Raw genomic sequence first — 15,960 nt, 5'->3', positions numbered from 1 at the left:
CACTCCCGTCGGGCGAAGCGTCACTCCCGTCGGGCGAGTTGGCACCGCAGTGCCAACTCGGCCGACCTAAGCGACGTCTCGCACGACCTAAGCGACGTCTCGGCCGACCGGGGTGACGTCTCGGCCGACCGAGGTGACGGCTCGCACGACCGAGGTGACAGCTCGGCCGACCTAAGCGACGTCTCGGCCGACGTACGTGCCGTCTCGGCGGGCGACGGTCAGCTGGGCTTGTGGGCGGCGGAGGCGCGGACGACGAGCTCGGGCGCGAGGAGAGGGGGCGTCTCGACGGTGCCGTCGGCGATGGCCTTGGTGGCAACCTCGACGGCGAGCTCACCGAGCGAGGCGAAGTCCTGCCGGACGGTGGTGAGGGGCGGCCAGAGGTAGGCGGCGTCGGGGACGTCGTCGAAGCCGACGACGCTCACGTCCTGAGGGACACGGCGACCGGCCTCGTGGAGGGCCCGGATCACGCCGAGGGCCATCGAGTCGTTGGCGGCGAAGACCGCGGTGACCGACGGGTCGCGCGCGATCTCGGCCCCGGCCTCGTAGCCGCTCCTGCTCGACCAGTCACCGAAGATCTCGGGCCCCGGCTCCACGTCGCTGTCGCGAAGCGCGGCCAGCCATCCCTCCCGGCGCTGGCGGGCGTCGATCCAGCCGACCGGGCCGGCCACGTGGGCGATGGTGCGGTGGCCGAGGTCCAGCAGGTACTGCGTGGCCAGCACGGCCCCGGCGTGCTGGTCGATCCCGACCGAGCGCACCCCGGGCGGCGGGTCACTGTGGATCATCACGACCTCGACCGTGGCTGCGAGCTGGGCGACCAGGTCCTCGAACGACTGGTGCGAGACGCCGAGGAGGACGGCCTCGACGGCGTCGTCGAGGAGCGCCTCGATCGCCCGCTCCGCCGAGGTCGCCTCCAGGTGCGGCACCGGGCTCAGGATGACGTCGTAGCCGGCCTTCTGACCGGCCTGGTGCACCGAGGCGGCCAGCGTGCCCGGCCCGTAGAGGTGCGGCTGGGTGTAGAGAAGCCCCAGGCGTCCGGACCGCCGCGTCACCAGCGCACGTGCCGACTTGTTGCGGCGGTAGCCCAGCTCCTCGATCGCCGCGAGCACCCGGTCGCGGGTGTCGCCGCGTACGGCGTCGGAGCCGTTGACCACCCGGGACACGGTCTGATGCGACACCCCTGCCCGGGCCGCCACGTCCGCCATGCTCGGCGCGTTCTTCGACTCCCCGCGAACCATGCGGTGATCCTAAGCGGGAACACCGCGAGCCGGCGGAATGACCTCACCTCTCCTCGAGTCCGGGGAGCCCGTGACGCGCCCGGGTGAGCGCTGCCGCGAGCGGGGCGCACCGTCCATCGGGGACCAGCGAGGCGAGCTCGTCAGGGTCCCCGGGCAGGCCGAGGTCACGGGCCTTCTCGAGGAGTGGACCGTCGAGGAAGGGCGACAGCGCGGGCCACACGTCCTGCACCTCGCGGCAGAAGATCCGAGCGCCCACCGGGCCGATGCGGGGCGACTCGGTGAGCGCGTCGATCAGCGCGTCGGCCCCGTCGTGCGACGTCGGACGGAGCCGGCGCAGGTCGCCGCGGTGGTTCTCCAGCAGCCACTGCGCCTGCTCCTCGAGCTTGGTCGCGGTGCTCTCGTCGTAGCGGCGGTAGTGCGCCCGGCCGAGGGCGTCCACGCGCTGCTGCCAGGTCGAGTCGAGCAGCCGTTGCGGCGTCCGCCACCCGGCGGACGAGAGCTCCCTGGCCGCCGCGACCGCGATGTCGGCCGAGATCCGGGTCGAGGAGAGCATCGCCAGGACGAGCAGCCGGTAGAGCGGCGACGGCTTGTCCCGGAGACGGATGCCGGCCTCCTCGGCGTACGTCGTGCCGCCGGCGTCCAGCAGCCGCCGCATCACGTCGCGCTCCCGTGTGCTCACCGTGTCGACGTACCCGCCCGGCGCCGGCCACATGCGCGAGCCGCGGAGGCTGGGATCGACAGACCCTGGATAGCAGCCGAAGCGCGATCGAGGATGGATCCGACCCCAGCAGCCCTTGACGAGGAGCAGACCGATGCCACGCCGAACCATCGACATCACGATCCCGGACCTGTCCGGCAAACGAGCCCTGGTGACCGGGGCCAGCGACGGCATGGGGCTGGTCATGGCCGCCCGGCTGGCGGCGGCCGGGGCCGAGGTCGTGATGCCCGTACGCAACCCCGCCAAGGGCGAGCAGGCGCTGGCCACGATCCGGCGCCAGGCCCCGGACGCGACGGTCTCGCTGCGCGACCTCGACCTGTCCTCGCTCACGTCGGTGGCGGCGCTCTCCGAGACGCTGCTCGGGGAGGACCAGCCCATCCACATCATGATCAACAACGCCGGTGTGATGACCCCGCCGGAGCGGCAGACGACCGCCGACGGGTTCGAGCTGCAGCTCGGCACCAACCACCTCGGACACTTCGCCCTCGTCGCCGGGATCCTGCCGCTGCTGCGCGCCGGTCGGGCCCGGGTGACGTCCCAGGTCAGCATCGCCGCGACGCGCGGCGCGATCAACTGGGAGGACCCGAACTGGGAGCAGGGCTACCAGGGCTCGAGGGCCTACAGCCAGTCCAAGATCGCCGTCGGACTCTTCGGCCTGGAGCTGGACCGGCGCAGCCGTGCCCATGGCTGGGGCATCACCAGCAACCTCTCCCACCCCGGCGTCGCCCCGACCAGCCTGCTGGCCGCACGGCCCGAGATCGGACGTACGACCGACACCTTCTCCGTACGCATGATCCGCTGGCTCTCGGCACGTGGCATCCTCCTCGGCACCCCCGAGACCGCCGCCCTCCCCGCGCTGCTGGCCGCGACGTCACCCGAGGCCGCCGGCGGCCGGATGTACGGCCCCAGCGGCCCCGGACACCTCGGCGGCGCGCCCGCGGAGCAGGCGCTCTACCGGCCGCTGGTCAGCGCCGAGGACGCCGTGCGGATGTGGGAGGTCTCCGAGCGCCTCACCCGGACCGTGTTGCCCACGTCCTGAGCCGCCACAGCACGGGCAATGCCCCGCTCACCGCCCGAGCACGTGACGCAGCGCCGCCTCGAGCGTGGGGTGACGGAACTCGTGGTCCATCCCGAGAGCGGCCGGGTCGACCCGCTGGCTCGCCAGCGCCATCTCCTCGGCGCCCTCCTTGCCGAGCAGGAGCTGCGGGCCGAGGGCCGGCGTCGGCAGCAGTGCGGGGCGGCGGAGCACGTGCGCGAGGGTCTGCGCGTAGACCTTGCCGGTGACGGGTTCGGGGGCGACCGCATCGACCGGACCCTCCAGGGTCTCGTCGAGGATCGCGCGGTGGTAGATGTCGACGAGGTCGTCGATCCCGATCCAGCTCAGCCACTGCCGGCCGCTGCCCAGCCGGCCGCCCAGGCCGGCCGCGAAGAGCGGACGCTGCAGCCGCAGGGCACCCCCGGCGGGCGTCTGCACGATCCCGGTGCGCACCTGGACCACCCGTGGCCCCTCCACCCGGCTCGCCGCCTCCCACTCGGCGACCACGTCAGCGAGGAATCCGGCGCCACGCGCCGAGGCCTCGGTGAGGACCTCGTCGCCCCGGTCGGCACCGTAGATGCCGATCGCGGAGGCGCTGACGAAGGTGGGTACGCCACTGCGTGCCGCCGCCTCGGCGAGCCGTCGCGTCGGCTCGATCCGCGAGTCGCGGATGGCCGCCTTGTGCGCCTCGGTGAAGCGGCCGGCGATGGACGCGCCCGCGAGGTGGACGACCGCGTCGACGCCGTCGAGGAGATCGGCCGCAGGCGCCGACGGGTCCCAGCGACGTTCGTCCTCCCCCGCCGGCGTGTGCCGGACCAGCCTGATCACCCGGTGCCCGCCGGTGGTGAGGAACGGGACCAGGGCTTGCCCGACGGTTCCGTGGGAGCCGGTGACCGCGATGGTGAGGCTCTTGCCCGCTACGTACGTCCTGTGGTGGGCGGCCAGATCGGCGGTCAGCTGCGCGTGGCGGTAGCCGAGCATCCGGTCGACCATCTTCCCGAGCACATTGGTCTCGATCCGGTCGGTGACCAGCGTGGCGTCGCCGGAGGAGGCGAACTCGTGCCGATGGGTCCACGACAGCGGGCGCAGCGAGGCGAGCCGGTCGGTGAACAGCAGCGGCGGGTCGTAGGCGTCGGGGTCGTGGCGGGCCACCCAGTCCACACCGCGGCCGAGCGAGATCACCGCGGTGCCCGCGGCCAGGTCGGTCGCCTCCACCCGCACCTCCCCCGGCATCCACGGCGGCATCAGCCGGTGGATCGCCCCAGGGCGCCGGTGCCACTCGAAGACCTCTTCGAGCGGCGCCTCGACGCGTGTCGTCAGCGAGTGGACCCGGACCAGCGGCGACGTCATGCCTGAAGCCTTGCGCGGATCGGCCGGTTGGACAACCGGCCGATGTCAGGCGCCGACGAAGTCGGGCCGTCTGCGCTCCAGGAACGCCGACCGGCCCTCGGCGAACTGCCTGCCGGCGAGCAGCTCGACCTGCAGGTCGGCCTCGGCCCCGAGTACGCCGTCGAGGCTCTGGTCGGCCTGGGTGAGGATGCGCCGGGTGCCCGCCACCATCGGCGCCGACAGCTCGGCCAGCCGGGCGGCCAGCTCGGCCGCGTGGTCGAGGGCCGCACCGTCGTCGACCACCGTCTCGACCGCGCCGATCCGCTTGGCCTCGGTGGCGTCGAAGGTGCGTACGGTCAGCAGCAGCTCGCGCGCCCGCCCCTGCCCGACACGTCGCGGGAGGGTGTAGGCCAGGCCGGTGTCGGGGCCGAGCCCGATCTTCGCGAAGGAGGTCGAGAAGGTCGCCGAGCGGCCGGCGACGACCAGGTCGCACGCGGCGGCCAGGGCGAGGCCGAGGCCGTAGGCGCCGCCCTCGACCGCGGCCACGACCGGCAGGTCGCCGGTGACCAGCTGACGTACGACGGCGTTGACGACGTCGAGCCGCTGCCGGGCGACGTCGCGGTCCTGCGACATCGAGCGGATGTCGCCGCCGGCCGAGAACACCGGCCCCGCGCCGGTCAGCACGACGGCACGCACCTCCGCCTCCACCTCGGCGGCCCGGAGCGCGGCGAGCAGGTCCAGCCGGTCGGCCAGGTCGAGCGCGTTGCGACGCTCGGGCCGGTCGAGGGTGAGGATCCGGACGTGGCCACGGTCCTCGACCCGGACCGCCCTGGCGCGCGGTCCGTCGCTCATCCCTGGAACTCCTTGACCATCTGCTTGGCGATGATCAGCTTCTGGACCTCGCTGGTGCCCTCGTAGAGCCGGAACAGCCGCGCGTCGCGGTAGAACCGCTCGACGGGCACCTCGCGCATGTAGCCGAGGCCGCCGTGGATCTGGACCGCGCGGTCGGCGATCCGGTCGACCGCCTCGGTGCAGAACAGCTTGCAGAGCGACGGCGCGGTACGCCGGTCGCTGCCGTCGTCCCAGCTGCGGGCGGCCTCGAGCACCATCGCCCGGCCGGCGTATGCCTCGGTCCGGCTCTCGGCGAGCATCGCCTGGATCAGCTGGAACTCCGCCAGCTTCTGGCCGCCCTGGCTGTTGGTCGTGGCGTGGCGCAGGCTCTCCTCGATCAGCCGGTCGGCCAGCCCGACGGTCAGGGCGGCGATGTGCAGCCGACCCTTGGCCAGCGACCGCATCGCCGCGGAGAAGCCCTCGCCCTCGACCTCGCCGACCAGGTTCTCGGCGGGCACCCGGACACCGTCGAAGAAGATCTCCGAGGTCACCGCGCCGCGCTGGCCCATCTTGTGGTCGCGCGGGCCGATCGTCACGCCCGGGGTGTCGGTCGGCACCACGAACACCGAGATGTTCCTCGCGCCCTCGGCGAGGTCGCCGGTGCGGGCGAAGACCATGAGCAGGTCGGCCCAGATCGCGTTGGTGATGAAGCGCTTCTGCCCGTCGATGACGTACGCATCGCCCTCCCGCACCGCGCGCGTGCGCAGGCCGCTCGGGTCGGAGCCGGCCTCCGGCTCGGTGAGCGCGAACGAGGCGACCAGCTCGCCGCTGGCCAGCCCGGGCAGATACTGCTGCTTCTGCCGCTCGGTGCCGCAGTTGACCAGCACCTGGCCGGCGATCCCGTTGTTGGTGCCGAACATCGAGCGGAACGACGGCGTGGTCCAGCCGAGCTCCATCGCCAACCGGACCTCCTCGGACATGGTGAAGCCGAGACCGCCGTACTCCTCGGGGATGGCGTAGCCGAACAGCCCCATGGCCGCGGCCTGCTGCCGGAGCCGGTCGGGGATCTGGTCGGTCTCCTCGATCTCGTCCTCGGCCGTGACGACCTCCTTGCGGACGAACGCGCGGACGGCGTCGAGGATCGAGGCGAACTCGTCGGGCTCCATGGATGCTCCTTCGTGCGGATCAGGAAGTGGGAACGGGTACGTCGCCGGGCCGGCCGACCACGCCGCCGGCAACGAGCCGGTCGACGGTGCCGGCGTCGAGGCCGAGCTCGGCGAGCACCGCATCGGTGTGGGCGCCGAGCTCGGGGATCGCGCCCATCGGCAGCTCCACGTCGCGGAACGTCATCGGCGGCAGTACGCCGCGGACCGGCCCGGCCGGGGTGTCGACGTCGCGCCACCGGTCGCGGCCGGTGAGCTGCGGGTGGTCGACGAGGCCGGACATGTCGTTGATCTGCGCCGCCGGCACACCGGCCGCGGCGAGCCGGGCATCGAGGTCGGCGGTGGTGAAGCCGCGGGTGTGCTCGGCGACGACCGCGTCGCACTCCTCGCGGTTGGCGACGCGCAGCAGGTTCGTCGCGAGCCGGGGATGCTCGGCGAGGTCGGGCCGGCCGAAGACGTCGGTGACCAGCGCCCGCCAGCCACGGTCGTTCTGGACGCCGATCAGGATCTCCCCGTCGGCGGTCGGATAGGCGTCGTAGGGGGCGATCGAGGCGTGGCTGAGCCCCATCCGGGGGATCTGGCGGCCTCCGTACATCTGCATGTACATGGGGTGGCCGAGCCACTCGACGGTCGCGTCGAACATCGACACGTCGACGATGCCGCCCCGGCCGGTGCGCTCGCGGCGGAACAGGGCCGCGACGATCGCCTGGCTGGTGTAGAGGCCGGCGGCGATGTCGGAGCTGGGGACGCCGGTCTTGGTCGCCGTCTCCGGGGTGCCGGTGACCGAGATGAGGCCGGACTCCGCCTGGATCAGCATGTCGTAGGCCTTGCGATCGCGCAGCGGGCCGCCGGTGCCGTAGCCGGAGATGCCGGCGACGACGAGCCGCGGGTGGCGGGCCGCGAGCTCCTCGGCGCCGAGGCCGAGACGCTCGGCGGCGCCGGGTGCGGCGTTCTGCAGGAACACGTCGGCGCGGGCGACCAGCCGGCGCGCGAGATCGGCGCCGTCGGGCGACTTGAGGTCGAGCGCGACCGACTCCTTGCCGCGGTTGAGCCACACGAAGTGCGAGGCGAGGCCGTTCACCGCGTGGTCGTAGTTGCGGGCGAAGTCACCCTCGCCCACCCGCTCCAGCTTGATCACGCGGGCGCCGAGGTCCGCGAGGTGGCGGGTGGCGAGCGGGGCCGCGACGGCCTGCTCGAGGGCGACCACGGTGATGCCCGCCAGCGGGAGGTCGGCCGTGTCGGTGGTCATGGAAGAAAGCATGTCGCGACTTCTTATGCGCGTCCAATACCTAATCCTTGGATGATTGTTCCCGCTGATGCAAGAGTTGTTCCTATGGATCTGCACCATCTCGAGGCCTTCCTGGCCGTCGCCGAGGAGCTGCACTTCGGCCGGGCGGCCGAGCGGCTGCACATCGCCCAGCCTCCGCTGAGCCGCACCATCAAGCAGCTCGAGCGCGACCTCGGCGCGCAGCTCTTCGACCGCACCACCCGGAGCGTGCGGCTGACGTCGGCGGGAGAGGCGCTGGTGCGTCCCGCGCAGGAGGTGCTCGAGGGCATGCGCACCGCGCGCCGGGCGGTCCGCTCGGCGGGTCGCGGCGAGACCGGCCGGGTCCGGATCGGCTTCGCCGGCCCCTCCTCCCACGTGCTGGTCGGCCAGCTCGGCCGGGTCGTGCGCGAGCAGCATCCCGGGATCGAGCTGATGCTGCAGAGCACCACCTACAACTACGAGGCGCTGCGCTCGCTGCAGGACGGCGACCTCGACCTGGCCATCGCGCGCTGGCGGATCGAGCCGCAGGGCCTCGACCACCGGGTGATCGCGGTCGAGCACTACGTGCTCGCCGTGCCTGCCGGCCACCGGCTCGCCGGTCGCGAGGAGGTCAGCATGGCGGAGTGCCGCGACGAGCCGTTCGTGGCGCTGCCGGCGGACCCCGGCTCCAGCGTGCGCGACGCCTTCATCGAGACGGCCTCCCAGGCCGGGTTCGTGCCGAACATCGTGCAGACCGCGCCGGACAGCTGGACCGCGGTCGCGCTGGTCGCGGCCGGGGTCGGCATCACCTTCACGCTCGACACCGCGCTCGCCAATGTCGTCCAGACCGGCATCGAGGTGGTCCGGATCAGCGAGTGCGATCGCCCGACGTTCCAGCAGATCGCCTGGCGCCAGGACGACCGGAGCCCGGCGCTGCGGGCGGTGCTGCGCGCCTCCGAGGAGGCGCTGCCGACACCGGAGCTGCCCGTCAGCTGACCGTCGGGGCCTTGACCAGCCCGACCTGCGACGCGGTGGCGACGTGGCGCCCGGCGGAGTCGAAGACGTCCCCGGCGCCATGGGCACGGCCGTGCGCGACCGACTCCACGCGGCAGTCGAACTGGTGCCAGTCGCCGAGGTCGGACTCGGCATGGAAGGTGAGCGCGTGGGTGAGGCTGAGGATCCTCGCACCGGGCACGTGCCGCGCCGACCCGAGCGCCAGGAAGGCCGGCTCGAGGATGCTCATGTCGGTGACGTACGCGACCATCGCGGCCCGCACGACCGGGTCGTCCGGCAGCGGGCCGGTGGCCCGCAGGAAGGTGGTCTGCCGGTCGCCGGGCTCGGCCGTGGTGACGTACGGCGGTGCCACCGCGTGCCGGAAGTGGACCGGCCGCTCGAGCCGCCACCAGGGCGGGATCCGCTCGTCGGCGCCGAACCGGTCGGCGAGGTCCGGCAGCGTCTCCGGGTCGGGAGCCGGCCACGGCCGCGCGGCGCTGTAGGAGGGCAGGTCGGCGCGGACCGTCGCCCAGCGGGTGACCGCGCCGAAGAGCTCCTCCCCCGCCTCGTCGAGCAGCCGGCTGCGCCGAGTCGCCAGCGAGGGCGCGTCCGAGACGACGGTGACCTCCCAGTGCAGCGGCCGATCGGTCGGCACCCCGCCGACGAAGTCGGCCTGGAGGCTGACGATCCGCTGGTCGGCCCGGACCCCGCGACCGGCCGCGACCAGCGCCTGCGCGAGGAGCAGTCCACCGAAGATCCGGTCAGCAGGATGCCGTTGCGGATCCCCCACCCAGTGGCTGACCCTGCCGGCCGGGTCGTCGGTGCAGCTCAGGTCGAGCAGGTCGAGCACCTCCTCGAGGGTCACGGCGGCACGGGCGTCGGCGGCAGGAGAGGCAGTGTCCACCAGGCTCATTGTGCCGCCGTTTGTCGTCACTTTCGATATCTGTCTCGATCTATTCATACGTATCCGTCAACAGTTGGCGGCGGAAGAAGTATTGGAGTTCGGCGCGCGGCTGGCGGCAGGCTGGGACCACCGAAGAACCCCGCCTGCCCCGAGGAGAACCATGGCCGCGCCCGACAAGGTCACCGATCTCACCTCGGCGGTGGCCACCCACGTACGGGACGGGATGACGGTCGCCCTGGAGGGCTTCGGCCACCTGATCCCGTTCGCCGCGGGCCACGAGATCATCCGTCAGGGCCGTCGCGAGCTGACCTTCTGCCGGATGACCCCCGACCTGCTGGCCGACCAGATGATCGCCGCCGGCTGCGTCTCGAAGCTCGTCGCCTCGTTCTTCGCCAGCGGCTCGGCCGGCTCCCTGCACGAGGTCCGCCGCCGGGTGGAGAGCGCCGATCCGGAGCCGCTCGAGGTCGAGGAGTACAGCCACTACGGCATGGTCTGCCGCTACCAGGCCGGCGCCGCCGGACTGCCGTTCTTCCCGCTCCGCTCCTACGCCGGAAGCGACCTCCCGAAGCTCAATCCCCTGATCCGCAAGGTCGCCGATCCCTACGGCGGACCCGACATCTACGTCGTCCCGCCGCTGCGCCCGGACGTGACGATCCTCCATGCCCAGCGCGCCGACCGCTCCGGCAACGTCCAGATGTGGGGCATCGTCGGCGCTCAGCAGGAGGCGGCGTACGCGGCCGAGACGGTGATCGTGACCGTCGAGGAGATCGTCGAGGAGGACGTGGTCCGCTCCGACCCCAACCGCACGGTGCTGCCCGCGCACGCCGTCACCGCGGTCGTCGAGTGCCCCGGTGGCGCACACCCGTCCTACACGCAGGGCCACTACGACCGCGACAACGCCTTCTACCGCGAGTGGACCCCGATCAGCCGCGACCCCGAGGCGGTGCTCGGCTGGCTCGACGAGTGGGTCCACCAGGTGCCCGACCGAGCCGCCTATCTCGCCAAGCTCGGCGCAGAGCGCTGGTCCGGGCTCGCGGTCGCTCCCCGCCCGTCGCAGCCCGTCGACTTCGGCCGTCGCCGGGTCGCCGCCCAGGGGGCGTCATGAGCACCTCGCTCTCGGACGTGGCGCCGTCCAGCACCGAGTTCCTCGCCGCGGTCGCCGCCCGGCAGCTCGCGGGCAAGCGCCGTGTCTTCGCCGGGGTGGGACTGCCTACGCTTGCCGTCGACCTGGCGCGCCGCACGCTCGATCCCGACGTCGAGCTCGTCTACGAGTCGGGCATCTGCGGCGCGCAGCCGGAGGGCCTGGCGGAGGGCATCGCCGACTCGGTGCTCGTCTCCGGCGCCGCCGCGGTGCTCAGCATGCCCGCCCTGTTCAGCTACGTCCTCCAGCGCGGCCACGTCGACGTCGGCTTCCTCGGTGCCGCCCAGATCGACCGCTGGGGCAGCCTCAACACCAGCTTCATCGGCGACTGGGACCGGCCGACGGTCCGGCTCCCTGGCGCCGGCGGTGCGGCCGAGATCATGCCGAACGCCGGCGAGTGCATCGTGGTGCTGCGCCGCCACGACCCCGGTGCCCTCCCGGCGGAGCTGGACTTCTGCACCTCGCCGAGCCCGGTGCGGGCCCACGAGGAGGACCCGCGGATGGTGCCGCCGGGTCACGGGGTCTCCACGGTGATCACCCCGATGGCGGTGCTGCGCCGGCCCGAGAAGCTCGGTGAGCTCGAGATCAGCGAGGTCCACCCCGGCCTCACGGTCGACGACGTCCGTGCCGCGACCGGGTGGGAGATCGCGGTCGCCGAGGACGTACGCGAGACCGCTCGGCCCACCGTCGAGGAGGTCCGGCTGCTCCGCGAGGAGATCGACACGGTGCGGCTCTACCTGCGATGAGCCCGTCCACCGTCACGTACGAGCCGCGCCGGACGGCGTACGTCGCCCTGCTGGCGTGCTCCACGCTCGGCACCCTGTCGAGCACGATCATCAGCGCGCCGATCAACGTGATCGCCCACGCGATCGGAGCCTCGCCGCGCGGGATCGTCTTCGCGGTCAGCGCCTTCACCCTCGCCATGGTCGTCTTCGCGCCGGTCGCGGGCTGGATGTGTCAGCGGTTCGGCTCCAGACGGGTGCTCGCCGGGTCGCTGCTGCTGATGGTCGCCGCCCAGGCGGGCGCGGCCTTGAGCCAGGAGCTGTCGTTCCTGGTCGTGATGCGGGCCCTGCAGGGGGTCGCCTGCTCGGCGATACCGCCGGCGATCCAGCATGTCCTCGGCCGCCACTGGGCCGGCAACCGCGCCCGGGTGATGGCTGCCTGGGCGGCCGCGATCGGGGTCGGCCAGGCGCTCGGGCCGCCCCTGGGCGGCCTGGTCGCCGACACGCTCGGCTGGCGCTGGGTGTTCCTCACCCATGCCTCGCTCAGCGCCGTGCTGCTGGTGCTGTGCCTGACCGTCGTCCCGGACGTCCCGCCGGCCCACGCCCCGCTCCACGTCAGTGGGATGGCGACGCTCCTCGTCGGGGTCGGTGCGCTCGTCGGCGCGGTCAGCTGGCTGGGACAGCGGGGCGGCATCTCGGTGGCGGCGGGGATGGCGGCCGTGGGCGCGCTCGCCCTGGTCGTCCACTCCCAGCTCGGCCGGACCGGCGCGGGGCCGTTCGTGGCGCCGGGCCTGCTCACCGAGCGCAGGTTCGTCGCGAGCACGATGGCCGCCGGCACCGTGATGGGCTGCCTCGGTGTCGCGATCGTCGCCACTCCCCTGCACCTGGGCCGCGACCTCGGCCTGGGGCCGGGCCACATCGGCATCACGATGCTGGCGCTGGCCCTGGCGATGACGCTCGCGGCACCGCTCTCCTCCCGGGTCACCGAGCGGTTCACTGCCCGGCGCACGCTGCGGGGCGGGCTGGTGCTGCTCGCGATCGGCCTGATCGCCCTTCCGCTGGCCGCGACCGCCTCCGGGCCCGGCACGGTCGTCGCGCTGACCGTGGCCGCGCTCGTGCTGACCGGCTCGGCGATCGGTGTCGTCCAGGCGACCTCGGCGCTCGGCCTGATGACCTCCCCGGCGGCCGCCGACGGGGTCGCGCTCGGGCTCCACAACATGCTCCGCTTCACCGGCCTCGCCGTCGGCTACTCCTGGGTCGCGATCGCCTACCCGACCGGGAACCTCTCCCTCGTCTACGGCGTCCCGGTCGCCGCGGTCGCCCTGACCTGGGCGATGGCCGGTCCCGGCTCGGCCACGCTCTCTCCGCCCGCCACAGAAAGGGTGCTCCATGACCATCGCTGACCCCGCTCCCGACACCTCGGCCGGCCAGCTCACGGGCCCGCTCGCTGGCCTGCGGGTGGTCGAGGTGTCCAGCTTCGTCGCCACCCCGTTGTGCGGCACCACGCTGGCCCAGCTCGGTGCGGAGGTGATCCGCGTCGAGCCGCTCGAGGGCGCCCCGGACCGCACCCGCTGGCCGCTCAGCGACAGCGGCGCCAGCCTCTACTGGAACGGGCTCAACCCCGGCAAGAAGGCCATCGCCGTCGACTGCACCCACCCCGAGGGGCGGCAGCTGGTCTCCGACCTCGTCGTCTCCGGCGGCCCGTCCGGCGGCATCGTGGTCACCAACACCGAACGCTGGACCGAGCTCGGGTACGCCGCGCTGCGCGCCCGTCGCGACGACGTCATCCACGTGCTCCTGACCGGGCGCCACGACGGCGGGACCGCCGTCGACTACACCGTGCAGGCGGGCACCGGCTTCCCGCTGGTGACCGGCCCCGAGGAGCATGCGGCGCCGGTCAACGGCGTGGTGCCGGCCTGGGATCTCGCGGCCGGGCTGCAGCTCGCGACCGGCCTGCTGGCCGCCGAGCGCCGGCGTGCGGTCACCGGCGAGGGCGCCGAGGTGCGGGTCGCCCTCGAGGACGTCGCCCTGGCGGTCGCCGGCAACCTCGGCTACCTCGCCGAGGCGCAGCTGCGGCCGGCGATCGAACGCGGCTCGACCGGCAACCACGTCTACGGCACCTTCGGCCGCGACTTCACCACCGCGGACGGCGACCGGTTCATGCTGGTGGCCCTCACCCCGCGGCAGTGGTCGGGCCTGCTGGGCATCACCGGCCTCGGCGAGGCGGTGGCCGCGCTCGCCCGCGCGCTCGACGCCGACTTCTCCGACGAGGGCTCGCGGTTCCGGCACCGGACCGTCCTCGGCGGCCTGATCGCGGCCTGGTTCGAGCAGCACGACACGGCGTACGTCACGGCGGCGCTGGCGCGGACCCGGATCCTGTGGTCGCCCTATCGCAGCTTCCGCGACCTCGCCGCCGACGACGCCCGGCTGCTGCGCGAGCACCCGCTCTTCTCCACGATCACCCAGCCCGGCGTCGGCGACCTGCTCGCTCCTGGCGCGCCGATCACCGTCGACGGCCACCGGAGCGCGGCCCGGCCGGCGCCGGCGGTCGGGCAGGACACCGGCGAGGTGCTCGCCGACGCCCTCGGGCTGGCGCCCGAGGAGCTGGACGACCTGCGCGCCCGCGGCGTCATCGGCGCCCCGGAGGTGGTGGCCCGATGAGCACCGCCGAGACCGCACGCACCTGGCTCTTCGTCCCCGGCGACCGACCTGAGCGGTTCGCCAAGGCGGCCGCTGCCGGCCCGGACGTGGTCGTGCTCGACCTCGAGGACGCGGTCGCACCGGCCCACAAGGACGCGGCCCGTGCCCACGTCACCGCCTGGCTCGCCCGGACAGAGGTGACCGCGGCTGTGCGGGTCAACGCCGCCGGCTCCCCCTGGCACGACGCCGACATCGCCGCGCTGGCAGCGCTCGGCCGTCCGACGACCGTGATGCTGCCGAAAGCCGACAGCGCCGAGGCGATCGCGGCCGTCCTGGACGCCCTCCCCACCGGCTCCGCGGTCGTCGCCCTGGTCGAGACCGCGCTCGGCGTCGCCCGGGCGATCGACCTGGCGACCTCCCCCGGCGTCGTACGTCTCGCCTTCGGCAGCTTCGACCTCGCCGCCGAGCTCGGGGTCGATCCCGACCACGCGCCCGCCCTTGCTCCCGCCCGCGGGAGCCTGGTGCTCGCCTCGGCCGTCGGTGGCCTGGCCGGGCCGGTCGACGGGGTCACCGGCGACGTACGCGACCACGAGCGCCTGACCGCCGACGTCGCCGCGGCCGCGGCGCTCGGGTTCGCCGGCAAGCTCTGCATCCACCCCGGCCAGGTGGCGCCCGCCGCCGCGGCCCTGGCCCCCACCGCCGACGAGGTCGCCTGGGCCGAACGCGTCCTGGCCGCCGCGACCGAGGACGGCGTCGCCCTCGTCGACGGCCGGATGGTCGACGCCCCCGTCGTCGCCCGCGCCCGCCGCATCGTCTCCCTCACCCGACCCACCCCAGGAGCAGCCAGATGAGCAGCCTGTCCCCCGACGAGCAGGACATGGTCCGGCTCGTCGCCGACTTCGTCGACGAGCGCGTCCGTCCCCGCGTACGCGAGTTCGAGGCCGACGACCTCTATCCCGAGGCGCTCATCGAGGAGATGAAGGAGCTCGGCTTCTTCGGGCTCCTGGTGCCCGCCGAGCACGGCGGCGTCGACGTGAGCACCGCCTGCTTCGCGCGCGTCACCGAGGAGCTCGCCCGCGGCTGGATGAGCCTGGCCGGCGCGATCGGGGGCCACTCGGTGATCAGCTATCTGGTGCGCCACTTCGGCACCCCGGAGCAGCAGACCTACCTCCCAAGGATGGCAGACGGCAGCCTGCGCGCCACGATGGCGCTGACCGAGCCGTCCGGCGGCAGCGACCTGCAGGGGATGCGTACGTTCGCCGACATCGACGGCGACGAGCTGGTCATCACCGGCTCGAAGACCTGGATCTCCAACGCCCAGCACGCCGGCCTGATCGGGCTGCTCTGCATCACCGACCGCTCCGCGAAGCCGGCGCACCGGGGCATGAGCGTGGTGCTGGTCGAGCCGGGCGACGGGCTCACCGTCTCGGGCAAGATCCCCAAGCTCGGCTACCGCGGCGTCGAGGCCTGCGAGCTCACCTTCGACAGGATGCGCGTGCCCGTGACCGCCGTCCTCGGCAACGAACCGAACCTCGGCTGGGGTCACATGATGCGCGGCCTCGAGGTCGGCCGGATCCAGGTCGCCGCCCGCGCGGTCGGCGTGGGCCAGGCCGCGCTCGACGACGCGCTGGCGTACGCCCAGACCCGGGAGAGCTTCGGCAAGCCGATCTGGAAGCACCAGTCGGTCGGCAACCTGCTCGCCGAGATGGGCACCAAGATGCGTGCCGCCCGGCTGATGACCCTCGACGCCGCGGACCGGCTCGACGCCGGTGACCGCGCCGACATGGAGGCCGGGATGGCCAAGCTCTTCGCCTCGGAGGCGGCCATGCAGGTCGCCCTCGACGCGGTGCGGGTGCACGGCGGCTACGGCTACTCCAAGGAGTACGACGTGGAGCGCTACTTCCGCGACGCCCCGCTGATGATCGTCGGCGAGGGCACCAACGAGATCCAGCGCAACGTGATCGCCGCCCAGCTGGTGGCGCGCAACCGGAAGGGAAACTGA

15 protein-coding genes are annotated in these 15,960 nt (G+C 73.3%); 8 read left to right on the top strand and 7 right to left on the bottom strand.

The window, feature by feature from the left end:
* Nucleotides 1–218: 218 nt before the first annotated feature.
* Nucleotides 219–1,235 carry a LacI family DNA-binding transcriptional regulator gene (locus tag UG56_RS16835; protein ID WP_045550727.1) on the bottom strand — a complete coding sequence of 339 codons (1,017 nt, stop codon included), beginning with the start codon at nt 1,233–1,235 and terminating at the stop codon, nt 219–221.
* 43 nt (nt 1,236–1,278) lie between these two features.
* Nucleotides 1,279–1,914, bottom strand: coding sequence for a hypothetical protein (locus tag UG56_RS16830; RefSeq protein WP_045550736.1), 636 nt, complete (start codon nt 1,912–1,914; stop codon nt 1,279–1,281).
* A gap of 133 nt (nt 1,915–2,047) precedes the next feature.
* On the opposite strand from UG56_RS16830, the gene UG56_RS16825 reads away from it, so the two are divergent.
* Nucleotides 2,048–2,992: an SDR family oxidoreductase gene (locus UG56_RS16825; RefSeq protein WP_071327150.1), complete on the top strand. Its 945-nt coding sequence runs from the start codon at nt 2,048–2,050 to the stop codon at nt 2,990–2,992.
* A 27-nt stretch (nt 2,993–3,019) separates the two neighbouring features.
* Here the strand turns inward: UG56_RS16825 and UG56_RS16820 are convergent, their stop codons facing one another.
* The 4 genes from UG56_RS16820 to UG56_RS16805 are packed head-to-tail and all read right to left on the bottom strand — an operon-like array spanning nt 3,020 to nt 7,561.
* On the bottom strand, nt 3,020–4,339 hold the full coding sequence (locus tag UG56_RS16820) for a TIGR01777 family oxidoreductase (protein WP_045552109.1): 1,320 nt from the start codon (nt 4,337–4,339) through the stop codon (nt 3,020–3,022).
* A 45-nt stretch (nt 4,340–4,384) separates the two neighbouring features.
* A complete protein-coding gene (locus UG56_RS16815) occupies nt 4,385–5,170 on the bottom strand; it encodes an enoyl-CoA hydratase/isomerase family protein (RefSeq protein WP_071327149.1) in 786 nt (261 codons plus the stop codon).
* Complete coding sequence (locus tag UG56_RS16810; RefSeq protein ID WP_045552088.1) at nt 5,167–6,315, bottom strand: acyl-CoA dehydrogenase family protein; 1,149 nt, start codon at nt 6,313–6,315, stop codon at nt 5,167–5,169. The genes UG56_RS16815 and UG56_RS16810 overlap by 4 nt, the downstream gene beginning before the upstream one ends.
* Before the next feature lie 19 nt (nt 6,316–6,334).
* The gene (locus UG56_RS16805) at nt 6,335–7,561 is read right to left on the bottom strand and encodes a CaiB/BaiF CoA transferase family protein (RefSeq protein ID WP_071327148.1); all 1,227 of its coding nucleotides are present in this window, start codon (nt 7,559–7,561) and stop codon (nt 6,335–6,337) included.
* An 84-nt stretch (nt 7,562–7,645) separates the two neighbouring features.
* Here UG56_RS16805 and UG56_RS16800 point away from each other — a divergent pair, with 84 nt between their 5' ends.
* Complete coding sequence (locus tag UG56_RS16800) at nt 7,646–8,554, top strand: LysR family transcriptional regulator (RefSeq protein WP_045552176.1); 909 nt, start codon at nt 7,646–7,648, stop codon at nt 8,552–8,554.
* Here the strand turns inward: UG56_RS16800 and UG56_RS16795 are convergent.
* On the bottom strand, nt 8,547–9,455 hold the full coding sequence (locus UG56_RS16795; protein ID WP_218145233.1) for an acyl-CoA thioesterase: 909 nt from the start codon (nt 9,453–9,455) through the stop codon (nt 8,547–8,549). The two genes, UG56_RS16800 and UG56_RS16795, sit on opposite strands and share 8 nt — an antisense overlap.
* A 160-nt stretch (nt 9,456–9,615) precedes the next feature.
* Between UG56_RS16795 and UG56_RS16790 the strand changes: the two genes are divergently transcribed.
* Genes UG56_RS16790 through UG56_RS16765 form a run of 6 tightly spaced genes read left to right on the top strand, consistent with a single transcriptional unit; the run spans nt 9,616 to nt 15,960 of the window.
* Nucleotides 9,616–10,560 carry a CoA transferase subunit A gene (locus UG56_RS16790; RefSeq protein ID WP_045552027.1) on the top strand — a complete coding sequence of 315 codons (945 nt, stop codon included), beginning with the start codon at nt 9,616–9,618 and terminating at the stop codon, nt 10,558–10,560.
* Nucleotides 10,557–11,342, top strand: coding sequence for a 3-oxoadipate--succinyl-CoA transferase (locus UG56_RS16785; RefSeq protein ID WP_045552026.1), 786 nt, complete (start codon nt 10,557–10,559; stop codon nt 11,340–11,342). The genes UG56_RS16790 and UG56_RS16785 overlap by 4 nt, the downstream gene beginning before the upstream one ends.
* Nucleotides 11,339–12,721 carry an MFS transporter gene (locus tag UG56_RS16780; RefSeq protein WP_071327146.1) on the top strand — a complete coding sequence of 461 codons (1,383 nt, stop codon included), beginning with the start codon at nt 11,339–11,341 and terminating at the stop codon, nt 12,719–12,721. The genes UG56_RS16785 and UG56_RS16780 overlap by 4 nt, the downstream gene beginning before the upstream one ends.
* A complete protein-coding gene (locus tag UG56_RS16775) occupies nt 12,708–13,979 on the top strand; it encodes a CoA transferase (RefSeq protein ID WP_071327145.1) in 1,272 nt (423 codons plus the stop codon). Before UG56_RS16780 ends, UG56_RS16775 begins: the two co-directional genes overlap by 14 nt.
* Nucleotides 13,976–14,809 (top strand): HpcH/HpaI aldolase/citrate lyase family protein, encoded by an 834-nt coding sequence (locus UG56_RS16770; protein WP_071327144.1) that lies wholly within the window; start codon nt 13,976–13,978, stop codon nt 14,807–14,809. Before UG56_RS16775 ends, UG56_RS16770 begins: the two co-directional genes overlap by 4 nt.
* Entirely contained in the window at nt 14,806–15,960 is a 1,155-nt protein-coding gene (locus UG56_RS16765; protein WP_045548215.1) for an acyl-CoA dehydrogenase family protein, read from the top strand. Before UG56_RS16770 ends, UG56_RS16765 begins: the two co-directional genes overlap by 4 nt.

Source organism: Nocardioides luteus (assembly GCF_000960475.2).
GTDB classification, from domain to species: Bacteria; Actinomycetota; Actinomycetes; order Propionibacteriales; family Nocardioidaceae; genus Nocardioides; species Nocardioides luteus_A.
This window is presented reverse-complemented; position numbering and strand designations above follow the sequence as displayed.

Excerpts from the sequence above, each read along its gene's own strand:
- UG56_RS16835 (WP_045550727.1), bottom strand. The coding sequence starts at position 1,235 with ATGGTTCGCGGGGAGTCGAAGAACGCGCCGAGCATGGCGGACGTGGCG.
- UG56_RS16825 (WP_071327150.1), top strand. The coding sequence starts at position 2,048 with ATGCCACGCCGAACCATCGACATCACGATCCCGGACCTGTCCGGCAAA.
- UG56_RS16820 (WP_045552109.1), bottom strand. The coding sequence starts at position 4,339 with ATGACGTCGCCGCTGGTCCGGGTCCACTCGCTGACGACACGCGTCGAG.
- UG56_RS16815 (WP_071327149.1), bottom strand. The coding sequence starts at position 5,170 with ATGAGCGACGGACCGCGCGCCAGGGCGGTCCGGGTCGAGGACCGTGGC.
- UG56_RS16810 (WP_045552088.1), bottom strand. The coding sequence starts at position 6,315 with ATGGAGCCCGACGAGTTCGCCTCGATCCTCGACGCCGTCCGCGCGTTC.
- UG56_RS16805 (WP_071327148.1), bottom strand. The coding sequence starts at position 7,561 with ATGACCACCGACACGGCCGACCTCCCGCTGGCGGGCATCACCGTGGTC.
- UG56_RS16800 (WP_045552176.1), top strand. The coding sequence starts at position 7,646 with ATGGATCTGCACCATCTCGAGGCCTTCCTGGCCGTCGCCGAGGAGCTG.
- UG56_RS16790 (WP_045552027.1), top strand. The coding sequence starts at position 9,616 with ATGGCCGCGCCCGACAAGGTCACCGATCTCACCTCGGCGGTGGCCACC.
- UG56_RS16785 (WP_045552026.1), top strand. The coding sequence starts at position 10,557 with ATGAGCACCTCGCTCTCGGACGTGGCGCCGTCCAGCACCGAGTTCCTC.
- UG56_RS16780 (WP_071327146.1), top strand. The coding sequence starts at position 11,339 with ATGAGCCCGTCCACCGTCACGTACGAGCCGCGCCGGACGGCGTACGTC.
- UG56_RS16775 (WP_071327145.1), top strand. The coding sequence starts at position 12,708 with ATGACCATCGCTGACCCCGCTCCCGACACCTCGGCCGGCCAGCTCACG.
- UG56_RS16770 (WP_071327144.1), top strand. The coding sequence starts at position 13,976 with ATGAGCACCGCCGAGACCGCACGCACCTGGCTCTTCGTCCCCGGCGAC.
- UG56_RS16765 (WP_045548215.1), top strand. The coding sequence starts at position 14,806 with ATGAGCAGCCTGTCCCCCGACGAGCAGGACATGGTCCGGCTCGTCGCC.